The organism is Vibrio sp. MMH1-50, assembly GCF_022347645.1.
GTDB classification, from domain to species: Bacteria; Pseudomonadota; Gammaproteobacteria; order Enterobacterales; family Vibrionaceae; genus Vibrio; species Vibrio harveyi.
The window spans coordinates 1-19,086 of the sequence record NZ_JAKRGG010000058.1; the positions used below are offsets into that span (position 1 = coordinate 1).

General features: G+C 45.6%; 16 protein-coding genes and 1 tRNA gene. 9 read left to right on the plus strand and 8 right to left on the minus strand.

What is annotated here, in order from left to right; genetic code table 11:
* Window positions 1–151: 151 nt before the first annotated feature.
* The 3 genes from MHO32_RS24215 to MHO32_RS24225 form a co-directional block, all read right to left on the minus strand.
* On the minus strand, window positions 152–1,486 hold the full coding sequence (locus MHO32_RS24215; RefSeq protein WP_045490409.1) for an anti-phage deoxyguanosine triphosphatase: 1,335 nt from the start codon (window positions 1,484–1,486) through the stop codon (window positions 152–154).
* Between the two features lie 3 nt (window positions 1,487–1,489).
* A complete protein-coding gene (gene yfbR, locus MHO32_RS24220; protein ID WP_026000131.1) occupies window positions 1,490–2,074 on the minus strand; it encodes a 5'-deoxynucleotidase in 585 nt (194 codons plus the stop codon).
* An 83-nt stretch (window positions 2,075–2,157) separates the two neighbouring features.
* Window positions 2,158–3,372 carry a pyridoxal phosphate-dependent aminotransferase gene (locus MHO32_RS24225; protein ID WP_005446588.1) on the minus strand — a complete coding sequence of 405 codons (1,215 nt, stop codon included), beginning with the start codon at window positions 3,370–3,372 and terminating at the stop codon, window positions 2,158–2,160.
* Between the two features lie 217 nt (window positions 3,373–3,589).
* On the opposite strand from MHO32_RS24225, the gene MHO32_RS24230 reads away from it, so the two are divergent.
* The 6 genes from MHO32_RS24230 to menE all read left to right on the plus strand — a co-directional run bounded on the left by MHO32_RS24230 (window position 3,590) and on the right by menE (window position 10,823).
* Window positions 3,590–4,897, plus strand: a complete 1,308-nt coding sequence (locus tag MHO32_RS24230; RefSeq protein ID WP_005446590.1) for an isochorismate synthase — start codon at window positions 3,590–3,592, stop codon at window positions 4,895–4,897.
* Window positions 4,894–6,612, plus strand: coding sequence for a 2-succinyl-5-enolpyruvyl-6-hydroxy-3-cyclohexene-1-carboxylic-acid synthase (menD, locus tag MHO32_RS24235; protein ID WP_239214622.1), 1,719 nt, complete (start codon window positions 4,894–4,896; stop codon window positions 6,610–6,612). The genes MHO32_RS24230 and menD overlap by 4 nt, the downstream gene beginning before the upstream one ends.
* Window positions 6,599–7,393, plus strand: a complete 795-nt coding sequence (menH, locus tag MHO32_RS24240) for a 2-succinyl-6-hydroxy-2,4-cyclohexadiene-1-carboxylate synthase (protein WP_239214624.1) — start codon at window positions 6,599–6,601, stop codon at window positions 7,391–7,393. Before menD ends, menH begins: the two co-directional genes overlap by 14 nt.
* 26 nt (window positions 7,394–7,419) lie before the next feature.
* Entirely contained in the window at window positions 7,420–8,286 is an 867-nt protein-coding gene (gene menB, locus MHO32_RS24245; protein ID WP_005446595.1) for a 1,4-dihydroxy-2-naphthoyl-CoA synthase, read from the plus strand.
* Between the two features lie 129 nt (window positions 8,287–8,415).
* Window positions 8,416–9,405, plus strand: coding sequence for an o-succinylbenzoate synthase (gene menC / locus MHO32_RS24250; protein ID WP_239214627.1), 990 nt, complete (start codon window positions 8,416–8,418; stop codon window positions 9,403–9,405).
* Window positions 9,390–10,823, plus strand: a complete 1,434-nt coding sequence (gene menE, locus MHO32_RS24255; protein ID WP_009700393.1) for an o-succinylbenzoate--CoA ligase — start codon at window positions 9,390–9,392, stop codon at window positions 10,821–10,823. The genes menC and menE overlap by 16 nt, the downstream gene beginning before the upstream one ends.
* Before the next feature lie 50 nt (window positions 10,824–10,873).
* Here menE and nagE read toward each other — a convergent pair whose 3' ends face one another.
* On the minus strand, window positions 10,874–12,328 hold the full coding sequence (nagE, locus tag MHO32_RS24260; RefSeq protein WP_239214629.1) for an N-acetylglucosamine-specific PTS transporter subunit IIBC: 1,455 nt from the start codon (window positions 12,326–12,328) through the stop codon (window positions 10,874–10,876).
* A 156-nt stretch (window positions 12,329–12,484) separates the two neighbouring features.
* Here nagE and MHO32_RS24265 point away from each other — a divergent pair, with 156 nt between their 5' ends.
* Window positions 12,485–13,369: a LysR substrate-binding domain-containing protein gene (locus MHO32_RS24265; protein WP_005446602.1), complete on the plus strand. Its 885-nt coding sequence runs from the start codon at window positions 12,485–12,487 to the stop codon at window positions 13,367–13,369.
* 355 nt (window positions 13,370–13,724) lie between these two features.
* Window positions 13,725–13,925 carry a hypothetical protein gene (locus MHO32_RS24270; RefSeq protein ID WP_045490397.1) on the plus strand — a complete coding sequence of 67 codons (201 nt, stop codon included), beginning with the start codon at window positions 13,725–13,727 and terminating at the stop codon, window positions 13,923–13,925.
* Here the strand turns inward: MHO32_RS24270 and MHO32_RS24275 are convergent.
* The 3 genes from MHO32_RS24275 to MHO32_RS24285 all read right to left on the minus strand — a co-directional run bounded on the left by MHO32_RS24275 (window position 13,911) and on the right by MHO32_RS24285 (window position 17,455).
* Window positions 13,911–14,816: a YeiH family protein gene (locus MHO32_RS24275; RefSeq protein ID WP_009698334.1), complete on the minus strand. Its 906-nt coding sequence runs from the start codon at window positions 14,814–14,816 to the stop codon at window positions 13,911–13,913. The genes MHO32_RS24270 and MHO32_RS24275 overlap by 15 nt on opposite strands.
* Before the next feature lie 160 nt (window positions 14,817–14,976).
* Window positions 14,977–16,851: an MFS transporter gene (locus tag MHO32_RS24280; protein WP_005446607.1), complete on the minus strand. Its 1,875-nt coding sequence runs from the start codon at window positions 16,849–16,851 to the stop codon at window positions 14,977–14,979.
* A 13-nt stretch (window positions 16,852–16,864) separates the two neighbouring features.
* Window positions 16,865–17,455, minus strand: coding sequence for a TetR/AcrR family transcriptional regulator (locus MHO32_RS24285; protein WP_005446609.1), 591 nt, complete (start codon window positions 17,453–17,455; stop codon window positions 16,865–16,867).
* A 256-nt stretch (window positions 17,456–17,711) separates the two neighbouring features.
* Here MHO32_RS24285 and MHO32_RS24290 point away from each other — a divergent pair, with 256 nt between their 5' ends.
* Window positions 17,712–18,584 carry a Tim44 domain-containing protein gene (locus MHO32_RS24290; RefSeq protein WP_005446611.1) on the plus strand — a complete coding sequence of 291 codons (873 nt, stop codon included), beginning with the start codon at window positions 17,712–17,714 and terminating at the stop codon, window positions 18,582–18,584.
* Window positions 18,585–18,991: 407 nt separating this feature from the next.
* Here MHO32_RS24290 and MHO32_RS24295 read toward each other — a convergent pair.
* Window positions 18,992–19,076 (minus strand) — tRNA-Tyr (locus tag MHO32_RS24295).
* Window positions 19,077–19,086: the final 10 nt, after the last annotated feature.

Consider the following 19,086-nt stretch of genomic DNA (forward strand, 5'->3'; position numbering starts at 1 on the left):
ACAACTTGGAAAGAGCTGGCTATTACGCTGTGTTGTTTTCCTTGAACTCGAATCAATGACAACGCTCTGAATCCTGCATCTTGAAGTCACTTGGGTATATTTGAAAGCTCATTAAGCTGAAAGGGGATTAAGGTTCAGCCGTCCTTTTCGGTTAGAGCACGATTGAAGAAAACAACTGACGGTGTAGCTTTTGTGCATGCCCGTCAGTCATCGCCGAGATGTAATCTGCTATCACTCGCATTTTTGCGCTCTCGGTGGTGGCAGTTTGCCACAAGGTTTGGGTGTGTGTAGGAAGTAAGCGTTCAGGATCGGCACTTAATGCCTCAAACAAATCCATGATGATCTGTTGACCCTTATACTCAACAATCTGCACCTGATGCACTTGAATCACATACTTACTAACAAAGTGTTTGAGGACTTCAAGCGCTTTTGCCATCTGTGGTTCTAAGCAGGCGTTCCAAGCCAGCAGCGCATTGTTAAATGGTTCATCGACGACTTTAATTGAGATACTGGTAAGTAGCGCATTGACCATACCGCCGATCGCATCTTTGCGTTCATGATGTTTGCCACTAAACAACATCTGCCCGATTGACCCAATGTGCTCTTCAAACCACGGGTCACCACAATCCGCCAGTTGGCTTGCTGCTCCTTCTTGCCATTGTTGGCGAGTGACCATTCCCAGCACAATTGCATCTTCCAAATCATGTACGCCATAAGCAATGTCATCGGCGAGTTCCATGATGGAACAATCGAGTGACTTGAAGCGAGTTTTACAGTGCTCAAAGTCTGATTCTGGGCGACAGCGCATTTGGCTTAACAAGGCTTTGTCGTTGTCGGTTAATGGTGCAATGACCCAATCGAACAAATCCTTATCGCAGTCGTAGATCCCCTTTGCTGGGCACCAGTCTTTGGCTTTTAGCTTGCGTTGGTGTTCGACTGGGTCAGGTAAGCAGACTGCACGAGTTTGGCTAAGTAGCGCAGGGTATTTGATCAAACCAAGTAGCGCGCGTCGCGATAAGTTCATACCAAAGTGCTCAGTATATGGCTCTAGTTTGGTGACGATACGAAATGTTTGAGCATTCCCCTCAAAACCTCCATGCTCACGCATCATGTAGTTGAGGGCTACTTCACCACCATGTCCATAGGGAGGATGACCAATGTCGTGTGCTAAACAGAGAGAATCGATCAAGCTGTCAGACGGCAGAAGATCTCGAAACTCTGGTTGCTTTTTCTTGAGCTGCGCTACGATACCCGTTCCCAATTGCGCGGCTTCGAGAGAGTGGGTTAAGCGAGTTCGGTGGAAGTCTTCTAAGCTGTTGCCGTGGACCTGAGTCTTCGCCTGTAAGCGGCGGAAAGCCGCAGAGTGCAAGATGCGCGCACGGTCACGCTGATATGGGCTGCGATGATCGTCACGGCGGATCTTATGTTCATCGTCATGGCGCTCTTGCCATGAAGTATCTAATTCAAACGACACGTTTCTCTCCATCAACTAACTGATTTCATCCAGCGATAATTCAAAACTTGGGGCAAAGATATGAAGGAAGTATTCCATTTCCGGTGTTTTACGTTCTTGCAAAGTGATGTCGAGACGCTTCTTGGCGAGAGCAAACTCGTGATTACCTGCACTAAGTTCTTCGAGACATTTTAAATATGCACAGATGGAATCAGCTTGTTTCACGATCAATGCATCTTCTTCATGCGCAGAGTGCGACAACAGGTAGGGAGCAAAATCGTCTTGAAACTCCTCAGGCAACATGGACAGTAACTTTTGTTCCGCAGCTGCTTCGATCTTCTTATATTCTTTGGAGATTTCTGGGTTGTAGTATTTTACAGGAGTTGGCAAGTCACCAGTTAACACCTCACTGGAGTCGTGGTACATAGCTAGAATTGCTATCCGTTCAGGATTGAGGTTGCCGCCAAACTTCTTGTTTTTGATTAAGGCGAGGGCATGAGCGACAAACGCGACTTGCAAGCTGTGTTCAGAAACGTTTTCCGGTGATACCGAGCGCATCAAGGGCCAGCGTTGGATGAGCTTCATTCGTGCCAAGTGGGCGAAAAAATGGCTTTCTTTCATTGCTGTCTCCAATTTTGATTCTGATACAAAAAAAGGAGCTCACTAGGAGCTCCTCTAAGCATATGAGAGTTCAGTAGTAATTACTACTGGCTATACGTTGTTAAGAACCGTTCAAAGCGACTAATCGCGGTTTCGAGATCTTCTACGTGGGGTAAAGTCACGATACGGAAGTGATCGGGTTTTGGCCAGTTGAAGCCAGAGCCTTGTACCAACAATACCTTCTCTTGTTTTAAGAAATCCAAGACCATTTGTTGGTCATTTTTGATGTTGTACATCTTGGTGTCGATTTTCGGGAACAAGTACATCGCGCCTTTTGGCTTCACACACGAAACCCCAGGGATCTGATTGATCAGTTCGTAAGCGCGGTTTCGTTGTTCAAGAAGACGACCACCTGGCAGGATTAACTCATTAATACTTTGGTAGCCGCCTAACGCGGTTTGGATTGCATGTTGCATTGGTACGTTGGCACACAAACGCATTGAAGACAGCAGTTCGAGACCGTTGATATAGCCTTGTGCCAAATGTTTAGGACCCGTTAGGAACATCCAACCACCGCGGAAACCACAAACACGGTATGCTTTTGACAGACCGTTGAAGGTCATTACCAATACATCGTCAGTAAGTGTTGCGACAGAAGTGTGTGTTGCACCGTCGTAAAGTACTTTGTCGTAGATTTCGTCGGCGAAGATCATCAACTTATGCTGACGCGCAATCTCAATCACTTCTAAAAGGAAATCACGGCTGTAAACCGCACCCGTTGGGTTGTTCGGGTTGATGAGAACAATACCGCGTGTTTTTGGCGTGATTTTCTTTTTGATGTCTTCTAGATCTGGATACCAGTCCGCACCTTCATCACATAAGTAATGAACAGGCTTACCACCTGATAGCGCAACAGATGCCGTCCACAATGGGTAATCCGGTGCTGGGATCAGCATTTCATCGCCATTATTCAATAGCGCTTGCATTGCCATTACGATGAGTTCGGAAACACCGTTGCCTACGTATACATCTTCCACATCCAGAGAACGGATGCCTTTACGTTGGTAGTGCTGCACGACGGCTTTACGTGCTGAGTAAATACCCTTGGAATCACAATAGCCTTGAGAAGTTGGTAGATTACGGATTACATCTACTAGAATCTCATCAGGGGCGTCAAAACCAAATGGGGCGGGGTTACCAATGTTTAGCTTTAGGATTTTATGCCCTTCTTCCTCCATGCGTTTAGCATGTTTGAGTACAGGACCCCTAATGTCGTAGCAGACATTGTCGAGTTTTGACGACATCCCGATATTTTGCATTGTTTAATTCCTAAAAAATCGTTAATTTCTTTATTAAAATACAATAATTTGTTTTTTATTAGAATATAAATCTGTAAATTATCCGTTTAGTGGCTAAGTTTTGTCCTGTCGCCATCACAGGATTTTGCAAAAGATCGCATACGACCTTGATTTGCTTTGGGTCTAAACTTAGAGTAGCCGTCAGTTACCACTAATCCTCACATATTTCGAGGTTGATTTGTCACAGTTCCATCAAGCCGTAAATAGAATTATCGAGCGAGTTCAGCAAACGGAAGGCAATCAAACACGTTTAGTCGAGCCACTCAACGAGAAACCAAATTTCGCGTTTATTGACTGGCTTGAAGCACAACCACTTTTTCCCAAGTTTTACTGGCAGTCCCGTGATACTCGTGAAGAGGTTGTTGCCCTAGGTCAGCTCCATTCTTTTGTTGAGCCGGGACCTGCATATACGATCCTTGGAGAAGGTCAACGTGTATGGGGTGGCCGTTCATTCGATGGTCAGCACGAGAAAAATCGTCGCTGCATGCCATCTTTCTTTTTTCTTCCTCAAATCGAGTTGATTCGCTTCGATCAACAATGGTCGCTCGCAGTCAATATCTCAGAAGATAAAACCCGTACATTAGCAGGCTTAAAAAAGCTGGTTTGTGATGTGCCTAGCCTTGCGCCTATTTCTTCTCATATTCGATCTATTGACCACGCGCCAACTGAGCCTGAGTGGAACACGCTAGTAGAAAAAGTGCTGACAGGTATTGAAAACGATGATTTCAAGAAAGTGGTTTTGGCTCGCAAAACAGTGGTTCAACTAGATTCGACACTTTCTGCTGCGCAGTTACTTAAAGCAAGCTACTTAAATAATCACCACAGCTTTCATTTTCTATTGAGTCTAGACAGTAAACACAGTTTTATGGGGTCAACGCCTGAGCGTCTTTATTCACGCGTTGGTCATGAGCTTCATACTGAAGCTTTAGCCGGCACTATTGGTCGTGGCGATAATGCAAAGCAAGATATGGAGCTAGCAAACTGGCTATCTCAAGATTCTAAAAATCTGAATGAAAACCAATATGTAGTGGATGACATTATCGATCGTTTGTCGCCGCATTCAGAAAGCGTTGAGGTCGAAAAAGAGCCTCGCTTAGTACGTTTAAGAAAAGTTCAGCACTTGAAGCGTAATATTCACGCTGAACTGAAAGCTGGAATCAATGGGGTTCAGCTTCTTTCCGCTTTACAACCAACCGCTGCAGTAGCGGGTTTACCACGCAAGGAATCGATGCAGTTTATTCTGGATAACGAACCGTTTGCTCGTGGTTGGTATGCAGGTTCGATGGGTTATATTAGCCATGAACGTGCAGAATTTTGCGTTGCGATCAGAAGTGCTTTGATCTTAGGGGATCAAGTTCAACTGTTTGCTGGCGCGGGTATTGTTCCAGGCTCCATTGCAGAACATGAATGGGCCGAGTTAGATAAAAAAATGTCGACGTTACTTTCTCTTATTTCAGATCACCCACCGCTTGGGGTTGCATCATGAGTGCCGATCAAGCTGTTTTGAATCGCATCTGGTCTGAAACCATCCTGACAGAATTGAACCGCTTCGGTGTGAATCACGTTTGTATTGCGCCTGGTTCTCGCTCTACACCTTTAACAGTAGAAGCGGCAGATAACCCCCATTTTACTATTCATACTCATTTTGATGAGCGTGGATTAGGCTTCATGGCGCTCGGACTTGCTAAAGCAAGCAAAGAGCCGGTCGCATTGATTGTGACTTCTGGCACTGCCGTAGCGAACTTATTGCCTGCGATTGCTGAAGCAAAGTTGACTGGTGAAAAGCTGGTGGTACTGACCGCTGACCGCCCTGTTGAATTAGTAGGTTGCGGTGCAAACCAAGCCATCAACCAATTGGGTATTTTCGCTGAGCATGTATCGGACAGTTTAAACCTTCCGAGTCCGACATTATCAACGCCTCTTAATTGGTTGCTGACTTCTGTTGATGAAGTGATGTTTACGCAACGCCTAAGAGGCAGTGCGGTACACATTAACTGTGCCTTTCCCGAGCCTTTGTACTCGAACACTGAAAAGAGTACGTACCAAAGCTACTTGGACACGGTTGCAGGTTGGAGAGACAGCAAAGTCACGTATTGTCAGCGATTTAACCCTAAAACCAGCAGTGCGATCCCAAGTTGCGGCGATAACAGAGGCGTGGTAGTCATCGGAAGCTTGCCATTAGTTCAAGCGCAAGCGGCTCGTGTATTTGCGGAACAGATGGGGTGGCCGATACTTGCCGACCCACAAAGTGGAGTGAGTTCTGATTGGGCGCACTTTGATTTATGGCTACAAAACCCAAGGTTGGCAAGCCAGCTTGATGACTGCGATTTGATTGTTCAGTTCGGCAGTCGAATCATTTCTAAGCGTTTTAATCATTGGTTAGAGAGACATGTTTCTCGCAATCAGCATGGTGGGGATATTCAATATTGGTATGTCTCTCCACGATTGGATCGTGACAATCAAAGCCACTTGCCTCAATGGCATTGGGCAGAGCAGCCAAGCGCGTGGGTAGAGCGTACTACAGAGTTTGAATCGGAGTATTCCGGCTGGGCAGATGACCTTGCTGCTGATATCAAACAGGTGACTCAGCATGCGAAAGGTTTGTTTGTCTCCGATCCTAAGAGTGAATTGAGTGAAATTGCTTTGGCAATAGATGTTGCGGAGCGGTCTCAAGGGGTGGACTTGTTTGTTGGTAATAGCTTGTTTGTTCGCCTAATCGATATGTTTGGCAAACTGGACAATACCGAAGTCTTCACTAACCGTGGCGCTTCGGGTATTGATGGATTGTTTGCTACGGCAAGTGGTGTGCAACGAGCTCGTCAAAATCCAATGTTGATGTTCCTTGGCGATACTTCTGCTCTATATGGATTGAACTCACTAGCGCTGTTTACACACAGTGAATTACCTTCGGTTTTAGTGATCACGAATAACGATGGTGGTGCGATTTTTGATTTACTGCCAGTGCCACAAGAGCATAGGGAGTCTTTCTACCAAATGCCCCATGGCTATGAGTTTGAGCATGCCGCTAAGCAGTTTGGATTAGAATACAGTAAACCAAGCACGCTGGCAGAGTACCAAACGTTAGTAGCACAACATTTGGCGACAGGTCGTGGAGCATTGGTGGTCGAAGTGCAAACGCCGTCAAATCAAGCGGTAGAGCATCTTAAATCCTTCAATAAGAATCTACATGCTCTATTCTGAACACTTTCCTGCAACGGAAAAACACCAAGGTAGCGCATTACCTACGTTGGTGTTTTTGCATGGTTTGCTTGGCAGTGGTGAGGATTGGCAAACGTGTATGGCAGCTTTGCCACAGTATGACCGAGTAACGATTGACTTACCCGGGCATGGGCATAGCCAATCTATTTTTTGCCGTGACCTGAATGATTGCTGCAAACTGCTCTATTCCACACTATCTTTACTATTTCCCTCACAACAACCGTTTATTCTGATTGGTTATTCAATGGGTGGGCGCATTGCTATGCATGGTCTTGCGCACCAGTGTTTTCTGGATCTCAATATTTGCGGTGCGATTATCGAAGGGGGAAACTTCGGGCTGCAAAGCGAGTCAGAAAAACAAGCACGGTTTAGCAACGATGCGCATTGGGCGAGACGCTTCAAAACAGAGCCTCTTGCCTGTGTTTTGAACGATTGGTACCAACAGTTGGTCTTTTCTTCACTAAACCATGAGCAAAGACAAACATTGATTGAGAAACGAAGTGCTAATCTTGGTTCAGCAGTTGCGGACATGTTGCTTGCGACGTCTTTAGCAAAGCAATCTTACTTGCTGCCTGCGCTGCAACAACAAACCATTCCGCTGCATTACATTTGCGGTTCAAAAGACAAGAAATTTAGTCAACTGGCTGAGAGTAGCGGGTTGGCGTATCTGCAAGTTGAGGGCGCTGGACACAATGTCCATCAAGAGCAACCACAACAATTTGCGATGCACATTAATCAAATATTTCATTCTCACTTTGGGTGAGAGCAACGAGAACAATGGGAATCACCATGGCTAAAACAGTAGGCATTTCTGAAGAAGAACTTTACGCTCCGGTTCAATGGAAAGATTGCGGCGAGAAATACGAGGACATTCATTACCACAAGTCTGAAGACGGTATCGCGAAAATTACTATTGCACGTCCACAAGTGCGTAATGCGTTCCGCCCTCAAACGGTGAAAGAGATGATTGATGCGTTGGCAGATGCACGCTACGACTCTGGTGTCGGCGTGATCATTCTTACGGGTCTAGGCGAAGACGCTTTCTGTTCTGGCGGTGACCAGAAGATCCGCGGTGATTACGGCGGCTATAAAGACGACCAAGGCACTCACCATCTAAACGTATTGGATTTCCAACGCGACATCCGTACTTGTCCAAAACCAGTGATCGCATCGGTTGCAGGTTGGGCAGTCGGTGGTGGTCATGTTCTTCATATGATGTGTGATCTAACGATTGCTGCTGACAATGCACAATTTGGTCAAACGGGCCCTAAAGTCGGTTCATTCGATGGTGGCTGGGGTGCATCTTACATGGCTCGCATTGTTGGCCAGAAGAAAGCTCGCGAAATCTGGTTCCTATGTCGCTTCTACAATGCACAAGAAGCAGTAGATATGGGACTAGTGAACACAGTTGTGCCGTTAGAAGACCTAGAAAAAGAAACCGTTCGCTGGTGTCGTGAAGTTCTACAACATAGCCCTATGGCGCTACGTTGTTTGAAAGCGGCACTCAATGCAGACTGTGATGGTCAAGCGGGTCTGCAAGAGCTTGCTGGTAACGCGACAATGATGTTCTACATGACGGATGAAGGCCAAGAAGGTCGTAACGCATTCAACGAGAAACGTCGCCCAGACTTCGACAAATTCCCTCGTAACCCATAATCCGTATAAGAAGAGGAGCCATGCGCTCCTCTATTTCGTTTTTCGTCCTGAGCGCCTCGCCCTCTGGGAGGCTAGCGGGTTTTCTCGCTAAAGAGCTCAGAATATACGGCATTACATAGGATTCGAATTATGCGTAAAGCGAAGATTTATCGTTACTGCTTGCCAATGGACAGTGGTGTGATACTGCGTGATAACAAGTTGACGGAACGTACAGGTTACATCGTTGAACTGTCCGAAGGCGATAAAATCGGTCGTGGTGAAGTCGCTCCACTGGTTGGTTTTAGCTTGGAAGGTGTGGAAGACGCCGGTATTCAATTGCAAGCTCAGGTTGAACGCTGGGTTGCGAACTTACCTTTGGATTACAACCACATGTATCCATCGGTTGCGTTTGGTTTGTCGATGGCTCAACTGGAGCTTGAAGGTGGTTTACCTACGCAAGGTAAGCACCAAGTCGCGCCTTTGTGTAACGGTGACCCAGACGATCTGATCCCAAAACTGAACGAAATGGAAGGCGAAAAAGTCGCGAAAGTAAAAGTCGGTCTGTATGAACCGATTCGTGACGGTATGCTGGTGAACTTGTTCCTTGAGTCGATTCCACAACTAACGCTTCGTCTTGATGCAAACCGTGCTTGGACGCCAGAAAAAGCGCAGCAGTTTGCAAAATACATTGCACCATCACTACGCCAGCGCATCACCTTCTTGGAGGAACCATGTCGCTCTCCTGGCGACAGCCTGTCTTTTGCAATCAATACGGGGATCGCTATCGCGTGGGATGAGACGTTGCAAGATGCGGTTCGTCGTGAAGATTTCAGCTTGGAAGATCTTACTGGTGTGAAAACCATCATCATCAAGCCAACGTTAATCGGCTCGGTTGATTTCTGTATTAAGCTGATTGAAAAGGCGAAGACGCTGGGCATTAAAGCCGTGATCAGCTCAAGCATTGAATCGAGCTTAGGTCTCAACCAACTTGCGCGCTTAGCACAATGGCAACTACCAAATGAGATCCCAGGTTTGGATACCATTGGTTTGTTTAAAGCGCAATTAGAGCAGGGCTGGCCGAAGTGCGATCTTCCAGTTATTCCGCTGTCAGAGCAGGAGTTAGTGTGGCATTCAGCGTAGATGATATTGCGATTGCACCTTGGAAATACTGGGCTCAAGTGAGCCCTTTTTCTATTGCGCTTGAAACAAACAAAGCGTCGCTCAATTGGCAGCAATTAGCGGCACGGATTAGCCATTATGTTCATTCCCTGCAACAGCAAGGTGTGATGAATGGAGATGTGGTGACGTTAGTCGGTAAGAATCAAGTTGAAACCCTGTGGTTTTATCTTGCCGCTCAGCAGTTAGGAGCGACTGTTGCTTTAACCATGCCGCAGCCTTTTGAGGCTCTATCTGGCAAACTAACGACATTATACAAACCGAACCAGCAACGCTTTGTTTGGTTTGCTGATGGTGCCGTTGGTTTGTACTCTGAAAATCAGTTATCACAACTTAGTGCTACCTTGTTGTCGATTCCAGACACTGACACCGATGATGTATCAGTGCTCTCTACTGACGGATACTCGCATGATGGATTCGCATCTATCGTATTTACCTCTGGTTCAACCGGTACGCCCAAAGCGGTTGTTCATACGCATAGACAGCATCTTTCTTCAGCTCAAGGTCTGTTGGCTGAGTTTCGGTTCGACCAACAAGATACGTGGTTACTCTCTTTGCCGCTTTATCATGTTTCTGGTCTTGCCATTGTGTATCGCTGGCTGTTCGCTGGTGCAACCATTAAGGTCGGAAGTGGAAGCCTTGCAGACGATATTGTTGGTGTCTCTCATGCTTCTTTAGTCTCGACCCAGCTTAAGCGTTTGCTGGACGAACAAGTTGAATTGTCTCTCACGCATGTATTACTGGGTGGTAGCCACGTCGCACATGAGCTCGCACTACGAGCGACACAACAAGGCATTGAGACTTGGCTAGGTTACGGCATGACAGAAGCCGCTTCAACGGTGACAGCAAAGCAAATAGACAGCATCAGCAATGCAGGTCACCTATTGCAAAATCGAGATATTAAGCTGGAGGAGCAACGCATTTATATTGGCGGGCTCACTCTCGCAACTGGCTACTTCAATCAAGGAAGTATTACTTCTCTGCTTAATGATGATGGTTGGTTCGACAGTAAAGACTTAGGTGAGTGGCAAGGCGATGAACTTAAGATCATTGGACGAGCAGACAACCAATTCATCTCTGGCGGTGAGAATGTTCACTGCGAAGAAATTGAAGCAGTACTGAACCAAATCGAGGGTATTTCGCAAAGCATTGTTGTGCCAGTAGAAGATGCGGAATTTGGACACCGACCAGTGGCTGTGATTCAAACTGAATCGTTATTGAGCAAAGTACAGTACGAGCAATACCTAAAAACTAAGCTAGAGAAATTCAAATGGCCAGTAGCGTATTACGCAATGCCTCAAACTCTGTTAGGTGGTGGTATTAAAGTGTCGCGCAAAGCAGTGAAAGACTGGCTAAAAAATGAAGTGCAAAACGGTGACTAAGCGTTATTGCACTTCAGGGGGATGTGGTGATGGTGAGTCACCACAATTCTTTAGTTAGCGAGCGCGACTTTCATCTGCTCAGCCACTTTATCTACTTTGCCCAATCCGATAATCACTTGTAAGCCGCCTTTACCAATCATAACTACGCCAGCAGCACCTAGTTGTTTTAGCTTAGCTTCATCGGCTAGAGAAGAGTCTTTTACAGTCAAGCGAAGGCGAGTAATACAATTGTCCACCTCGAGAATGTTATCTGCACCACCAATCGCTGCGATGTAGTCTTTCGCCAATTCACCAATGTTCTCAGTGACTTCTTTTTCCATATCCTCGCCGCGACCGGGTGTACGTAAGTTGAACTTAATAATCGCAAAGCGGAATACGCTGTAGTAAATCGCGAAGAAAACTAAACCTTGTGGGATCAGCATGTACCATTTGGTCGCCAGCGGGTTTTGGCTTGATAGTACGAAGTCAACGAAGCCTGCAGAGAAGCCAAAACCTGCCATCCATTGCATGCTTGCCGCAATGTACATTGAGATCCCCGTTAATACTGCGTGAATCAGGTACAACACTGGCGCTAAGAACATGAAGCTGAACTCTAGAGGTTCTGTGATACCAGTGAAGAAAGACGCCATCGCAGCAGCCAGCATGATAGAAAACACTTTGGTTTTGTTTTGCTTATCAGCGCAGTGATAAATCGCAAGAGCGGCACCTGGTAGGCCAAACATCATAATTGGGAAGAAGCCAGCTTGGTACATACCAGTTTTGCCGATCACAGCCGTACCATTGGCAATAGACTGTGCGCCGCCTAAGAAGTTTGGAATGTCGTTGATGCCAACCACATCAAACCAGAAGACAGGGTAGAGCGCGTGGTGCATGCCGATTGTCAGCATCAAACGGTTAAAGAAGCCAAAGAGACCTGCGCCTAACGCCCCCATGGATTCGAGCTTAGTCCCGAAAATAATTAATGCATCGTAAATCACAGGCCATACGTAAAGCAGGACAAAAGCCAAAGCCATGCCAGCGATAGAGGTTAAGATTGGAACCAGACGCTTGCCACTGAAGAATGCCAACGCCTTTGGTAGCTCAACACCAGAGCAACGGTTATAGATTTCTGCTGAGATCACGCCAACTAGAATACCGATAAACTGGTTGTTGATTTTGTTGAACGCATCAGGCACTTCGTCAGCACTAATATCCATCAATTGAGTAACGGCACCCGGTGCTAGTAATGTGGTTAGCACCATAAAACAGATAAAACCAGATAAAGCGGCAGAGCCATTCTTATCCTTACTTAATCCGAAAGCGACACCAACGGCGAACAGTACCGCCATGTTATCAATGATGGCTCCACCGGATTTAATTAGGAATGCCGCTAAAACACTTTCAGAGCCCCAACCGACCGGATCAATCCAGTAGCCAATCCCCATTAATATTGCCGCAGCAGGTAGGGTCGCCACGGGTACCATTAATGCCTTACCGACTTTTTGCATATAGCCGAGTATATTCATATTTGCCCCTATAATTTTAATGCCACCTAAAACATGATCTATGTTTGAAAGTGGCGTTTTTATTTAGTTTCTAGAGACTATTTGAAACTTAATTATCGACGCAAACAAACGAAATCACTACTATCATGAATTAATATTTTTAATGCATGGTGCGTTATGGCTAACCAACAGTTACTGCTTAGAAACCTTCATACCTTCAGTATCGCAGCGAAGCACCTCAGCTTTACGCAGGCAGCGAAAGAGTTGCACCTCACTCAAGGCGCTGTGAGTCATCGCATCAAAGTGCTAGAGCAGGAGCTTGGTTTTTCTCTGTTTGTGCGAGGTACGCGGAAGTTAGATTTGACCGCAGAAGGGTACCGATTCCAAAAGACATTATCATCGTCACTGAGCACCATCTTTAATGAAATTGAAGAAATAAAATCAACGGATTTAGTTGGTGAACTGAATATCGCTGCATCTCCGGGATTCTTAAATGGATGGTTGATGCCACGTATTGCGGATTTTAAACGTCTTTATCCGGGATTTAACCTCAACCTGTTTGCACAGGAAAACCAATTAGATTTAGTGACTAATCACATTGATGCTGCGATTTTTTATGATACGGAGCATTTGGTTGATGTGTATCGCCAAAGACTGTTTGGTGAAAAGTACATCCCGGTCTGTACACCTGAGTACATGAAAGAACAGAATATTTTAGAGGATGGGATGGCATCACTTCATCGTATCAACTTTATCCATGCATTGGGTTCGGATGTATGGCAACGATGGATTGCCCATGTGGGACTTGATGTTGATATCTTTGAGCATTTTTATTGTGTTAGCCATCGAGATATGGCGGTGCTCGCGGCGAGAAATAGTGTTGGTGTGGCGATGGGGCGGTATCGATTCGTCAAAGATCTACTGGATAAAGGAGAATTGGTTAGCCCTTATCCGACAATGGATACGAACTTGGGGTACGATTTAATTTGTCCATCTGGCTATGAACATCGACCTAAAGTGAAAACCTTTATTTCATGGATAGAAAGTCATATACCCAAGTAACCTCAAAATGCTTGGTTCAGCGAGAATGACTTGGTTTGAAGGCGAGGCAACAATTTGAAGATCTAGTGGTTCTAAATCAAAAGTTGTTAACGGAGCATACGAACCAAGGCAACTCGCCCTTTGGGAGCGTGTCACTGAAACAATTTCATCGTCAAACAACTTGGAAAGAGCTTGCTATTACGCTTCGTTGTTTTCCTTGAACTTGAATCAGTGACAGAGCTCTGAATCCAGCACCTTGAAGTCACTTGGGTATAGTTGATTTCGCAATGAATTAGTCGAAAAGGTAATTTCGTATCCTTATAACTCTGAATCATAATCATGCTCAAAGATAAAGGAATAAGGCATAAGGTTCAGGATGATCAAATTAGCGTTAGCAGCGGCGGTATTATTGCAAATCGGTGTAGCTGTCAGCAGTGAGGGGTTAATGCGTTCATTGGCTGAGTTAACAGCCTTTCTGGTTGCGATAGCTTTAGTGTTGGTACACAAAAGTCAAAGCACGCGAAAAGTCGAGCTAACCCAGCCTCAGAAAATCGAACAAGGTTTAGCTGAGAAGTAACCAGCCTAGAGACGTAGTAGAAATCAGTACCCACAATGTGACGCCAAACAGTAATGGCTTTGCGCCTGCTGATTTGAGTTTTGAGACTGAAATACTGCAACCAATCAAGAACAAACAAACCACAAGAGCCTGCTTAGCAATGGCAAAGATGCCTTGATATACCACTTCAAATTGTGGGAAAAAATCGCTGAATGCAATTGCAGCACAGTACCAGAAAATGAAGTAAGGAATCACTAACTTACTTTTGCCTTCCTCTCCATTACCTCGAGAAAAGATCACAGCACTGATCAGTGCGACAGGGATAATCCACAATGCTCGGGCGAGTTTCAATGTTGTTGCTGTCGTAAGTGCTTCTTCGCCGTAAGCAGACGCGGCACCCACAACTGAAGAAGTGTCGTGAATCGCAATCGCCGCCCATGTTCCGAACGTATGCTGATCCAAGCCTATTGCGTGACCAATCACTGGGAAGATAAATAGCGCTAATGAGTTCAGAACGAAAACCGTTGCAAGTGCAAGACCGATTTGTTCATCCTTCGCTTTAATCGCTGGAGCGACAGCGGCAATTGCACTGCCACCGCAAATTGCAGTGCCAGAAGCGATTAAGTAAGCGGTCGTTCGTTCTAACTTAATCATCTTCGCGATCGTCATACCGATCACAAGCGTACCAAGAATGGTGGCGATGATAAGACCAATGCCGTCAGAAGTGACTGCTAGAGCCTGCTCAAAGTGAATACCGAAGCCTAAGCCAATGATTGAATAGGAAAGCAACTTCTTGGTAAAAGAGGCAATAGGAAGTTCTGTCGGTACTAGGCTAAAACTCGCCAATAGAAAACCGACCACAAGCGCAATAGGAGAGGACACGAAAGGGGTTAAACAAAACAGCAGTGCCAATCCAAAGGGGATATTCTTTGTATTCAAGGGTGTCGTTCGTTGTTATGAGTTAAAGCGTGGAGTATACAGTAACGCTTTTGGTCAGAAAGTCTTAATGAATTGAACATGCGTTCAGTTAAACTAAACGCATGTTCAAGAATATGAAAGTGCTGCTCTGAGTTTAACGCCAGTCGCCTCGAAGTGCTCTTACTTTTTCAAACATAACTTGCGCGCTGGCTTGTTTTGGATCGACGGGTGTTCCTGCTTCGATTTCTAATTTAGACCAGAAACGGGTTGGTAACCCCTTACATGCGCGACCTTTTGCACGGCTGAAATAGCTGCCCCACAAACCTTTCAGTGCCATTGGTATAACAGGGACAGGGCTGCGGCGAAGGATGATATCGATACCACGCATAAACTCGTTCATCTCACCATCTGACGTTAAACGTCCCTCAGGGAAGATACACACAATATGACCCTCACTCAGTGCTTTCTCAACATCATTAAATGCGCGGCGAATCGATGTTCGATTGCTAGCCGAGATGGGGATCACGCCTGCTCGGCGAAGGAATCGTCGCAAAGGAGGAAGGTTCGCATAGTCTTCTTCCATCACAAATCGAATGAGACGAGGACAAACGGCACTTAATAGCAGTGAGTCCATATAGCTGACATGATTGCAGACGATCAATGCCCCGCCGTGTTCTGGTAGGTGGTGTAAGTTCTTGTGCTTCACTCGGTAAATGGTATGAGTGACCACCCACATCGCAAAGCGCACCACAAAGATAGGAATCTGCAAAAAAATGTACGTTGCAACGAGGAAGTTAAGCACCGCCAGAAGAGCAAACAATTGAGGAATGCTCATTTCAAGTACGCTTAGACAAACAATGCCTAATACAGCGCTGCCTACCATGAATAGAGAGTTAAAGATGTTTAAGCCTGCAATGACCTGCGCTCGTTCCGTTTCTTTAGCTCGGTGTTGCATCAAGGCATAAAGGGGGACGATAAAGAGACCGCCGGATACACCTATCATTAATAAGTAGAAGAACAAGGACCAGAATGCATCGTAGCTAACAAACTCAGCGAAAGTATGGAAGCGAGGCAGATCGGTCGGAATCGATGTTGCCATCAAGAAACCGAAGATTGTGATACCCAGAGCACCAATCGGCACGATGCCGACTTCAATACGATGATTTGAGAGCCAATTACACGCCATGGAGCCAACCGCAATGCCCACAGAGAATAGCGCTAGAAGGAAAGAAACCGAGCTTTCGGTACCGTTCAAATACACCTTGGTGAAGTTTGGAAATTGAGTCAGATAAGCCGCACCTAGGAACCAAAACCAGCTGATTGCCATGATGCATTGGAAGACGATACGATCAGACTTAGCAATCGCGAGTGTGTGTTTGGTCTGTTTATATGGTTGCCATTTGAATTGAATGTCCGGCGCGCTGGCTGATGCAAACGGAATAAAGCGACTAGATAGGTAGCCCAAAACAGCAAAGATGACAACGCAGAAAGCAGCAAGATATTTGGCACTCTCTGCTGAGGCAATAATACCGGCACCGAGAGTACCGACCAGAATTGCGATAAACGTACCAGCTTCGACTAATGCATTGCCAGGGACGAGTTCTCTTTCATTAAGTTGTTGAGGAAGTAGGGCATATTTGACTGGTCCAAAGAACGCCGATTGGGTACCCATCAAAAACAGCAATAAGAGCAGGACGCCATAGCTTTCGGTGATAAAACCAATTGCGCCTAATAGCATGATGCCGATCTCGAACAACTTTACCTTTCGAATAAACCATGACTTCTCGTACTTATCCGCGAGCACCCCAGCTGATGCAGAGAATAAGAAGAATGGAAGAATAAACAAGCCTGCCGCTAAGTTAATGAAAAGGTTGCTAGAAATTGGTAACGCGCTTGACCCAGCAAAAGCCACAAACAGCAGCAGTACGTTCTTAAATATGTTGTCGTTGAAAGCACCAAAAAACTGGGTAATAAAGTAGGGGAGGAACTTTCGCTGCCTAAGCAAAGACGACTGGCTGTCTGATGACATGAACAATCCTTTATTACCAGCTGATCAGGTAGTTTGAAATCAGGTTATCGATAAGCTCTTTACCATCAATAGGTTCGCTTGAGAAAAATTTGTCATCGACACTCAGAAGTGTAATGCCGTGAACACCTGACCATAATACTCGACTCGCTTGTAATACTTCAGATTCAGTACGATGGGGAGCGATTTGTGCCAATAAGGATTCCAACATTCCTGTCATACCATCGATGCGCTTCGCGTGCCACTCTGGAAGCTCAGCACCATTCATGTTGTGCTCAAATACCAGTTGCCAGCGGTAAGGGTGTTTTTGCGCAAAGTCATGGTAGCAGTATGCCAGTTCAAAAAGTGCTTGATGAGCATCCTTACTGTTTTTGGTCGCGGTTACTGCTTCTTGTTGCAACTCATCCAATGTCTGTGCAACGGCATGTAAAAGCAGTAGGTTATAGTTGCCAAAGATATTAACGAGAGTACTTGGCACGTAACCTATCATATTAGCGATCTTGCGAAGGCTCAGGTCGTGGTAAGAGTTTTCGTCTAAAAAGTCTTTGACTGTGGTAAGAGTCAAATTGACTAACTCTTCTCTAGTGTGATCGTTTCTGCGCGCCATAATTTAAAACTACTTATTGAACAACGTTCAATATGATAGTCAGCTACTGATTGACCGTCAATAACGCAAACAAGTCAGAAACCTGTGGGTTGGCAATATTCTGATACATGTCTTCTATTACGGATTGTTTCATTGTTGAATCCGACGGAGTATGATGGACACATCTCATATTTAGCGTGCTACTGATATTAGATGCTCGTTCATTTCACTATCATGCAGCGCGATTAAGTACATATCGTCAATTTTAAGGATAACGATGAAACGTTTATTTTCGATTGTCGCCCTACTGATGTTTACTGTTGCTGTAACGCCTATCGCGGAAGCGAAAAAGTTCGGTGGTGGTAAGTCTTTCGGTAAGAGTTATAAAACAGCCCCTGCTCCTAAACAGCAGCAACAAAACACAAACACCATTGGTAAAGAACAAGGTGCTAAATCATCAAGCAAAAAAGGTTTGATGGGCGGCTTACTTGGTGGTCTTCTTGCTGGTGGTTTGTTAGCAGCATTCTTTGGTGGTGCATTCGAAGGTATCCAATTTATGGATATCCTAATCATCGGTTTGATTGCATTTGTTATCTTCAAATTGATGCGCGGCATGCTTGGCGCTAAACAGGGCAGTATGAATCAGCATCGTCAACAGCCAGCATTTGGCGGTAATGCTTCTAAGTTCGAGCAACCAAACATGCAGAATTTTGAGCAACAGCCAAATACAAACGCTGGTGGTTTTGGCGGTTTCGGTGCTCAAACTGACATCCCACATAACTACCCACCGGGTTTTGACCAAGCTGCATTTATCAATGGCTCTCGTGAGCACTACCGCATCTTGCAAGGCGCATGGAACCATAACCAACTTCACACGATTGAAGAGTATGTTTCACCAAGCCTATTTGAAGATTTGAAAGCAGAACGTGCGAAGCTAGATGGCGAGCAACACACCGATGTGATGTATGTAGATGCTGAAATCGTTCGCGCTGACTACGATGCAAGTAAAGCACAGCTTAGTCTGCAGTTCAGTGGTCGCTACCGTGATGCAGCAGAAGGCATTGAAGAAGATATCGAAGATATCTGGCACCTAGAGCGCGACCTAACGGTACCAAACGCACCTTGGTTGATTGTCGGTATTCAAGGTTAATCACCAGCAGCGTTCAATTTAGTCTTAGTAAAATCCCGCTTTCGAGCGGGTTTTTTTATGTCTGGAAATCAGAGAATCGAAACCTATCGATATAATTTCGAGTGGTTAAAGTCGAGCAAATAGGATTCTTACAAGGGAAACGATGAGTCACACATAGGGATTGGTGAAGATAGAGCTAATGAGATGATCTATGGCTTGATTCCATTGACCTAAAATAAACCAGCTGACACTTGGATTCCTCTCAAGCAGAGCTAGTTAAAAGTATCTAGGTGTCGTACTACTTAACGAAAGATCACCAAAAATCGCGCTGTGAGTGAGACTAGATTTAGCCAGATAGTGGGGTAGTCATTGAAAATTGATAGGTATAGAACGAAAAAAGCCAGCTCAATGAGCTGGCTTCTTCAATATGGTGGAGGGGGACGGATTCGAACCATCGAAGGCAGTGCCGGCAGATTTACAGTCTGCTCCCTTTGGCCACTCGGGAACCCCTCCAGGGTGTTTT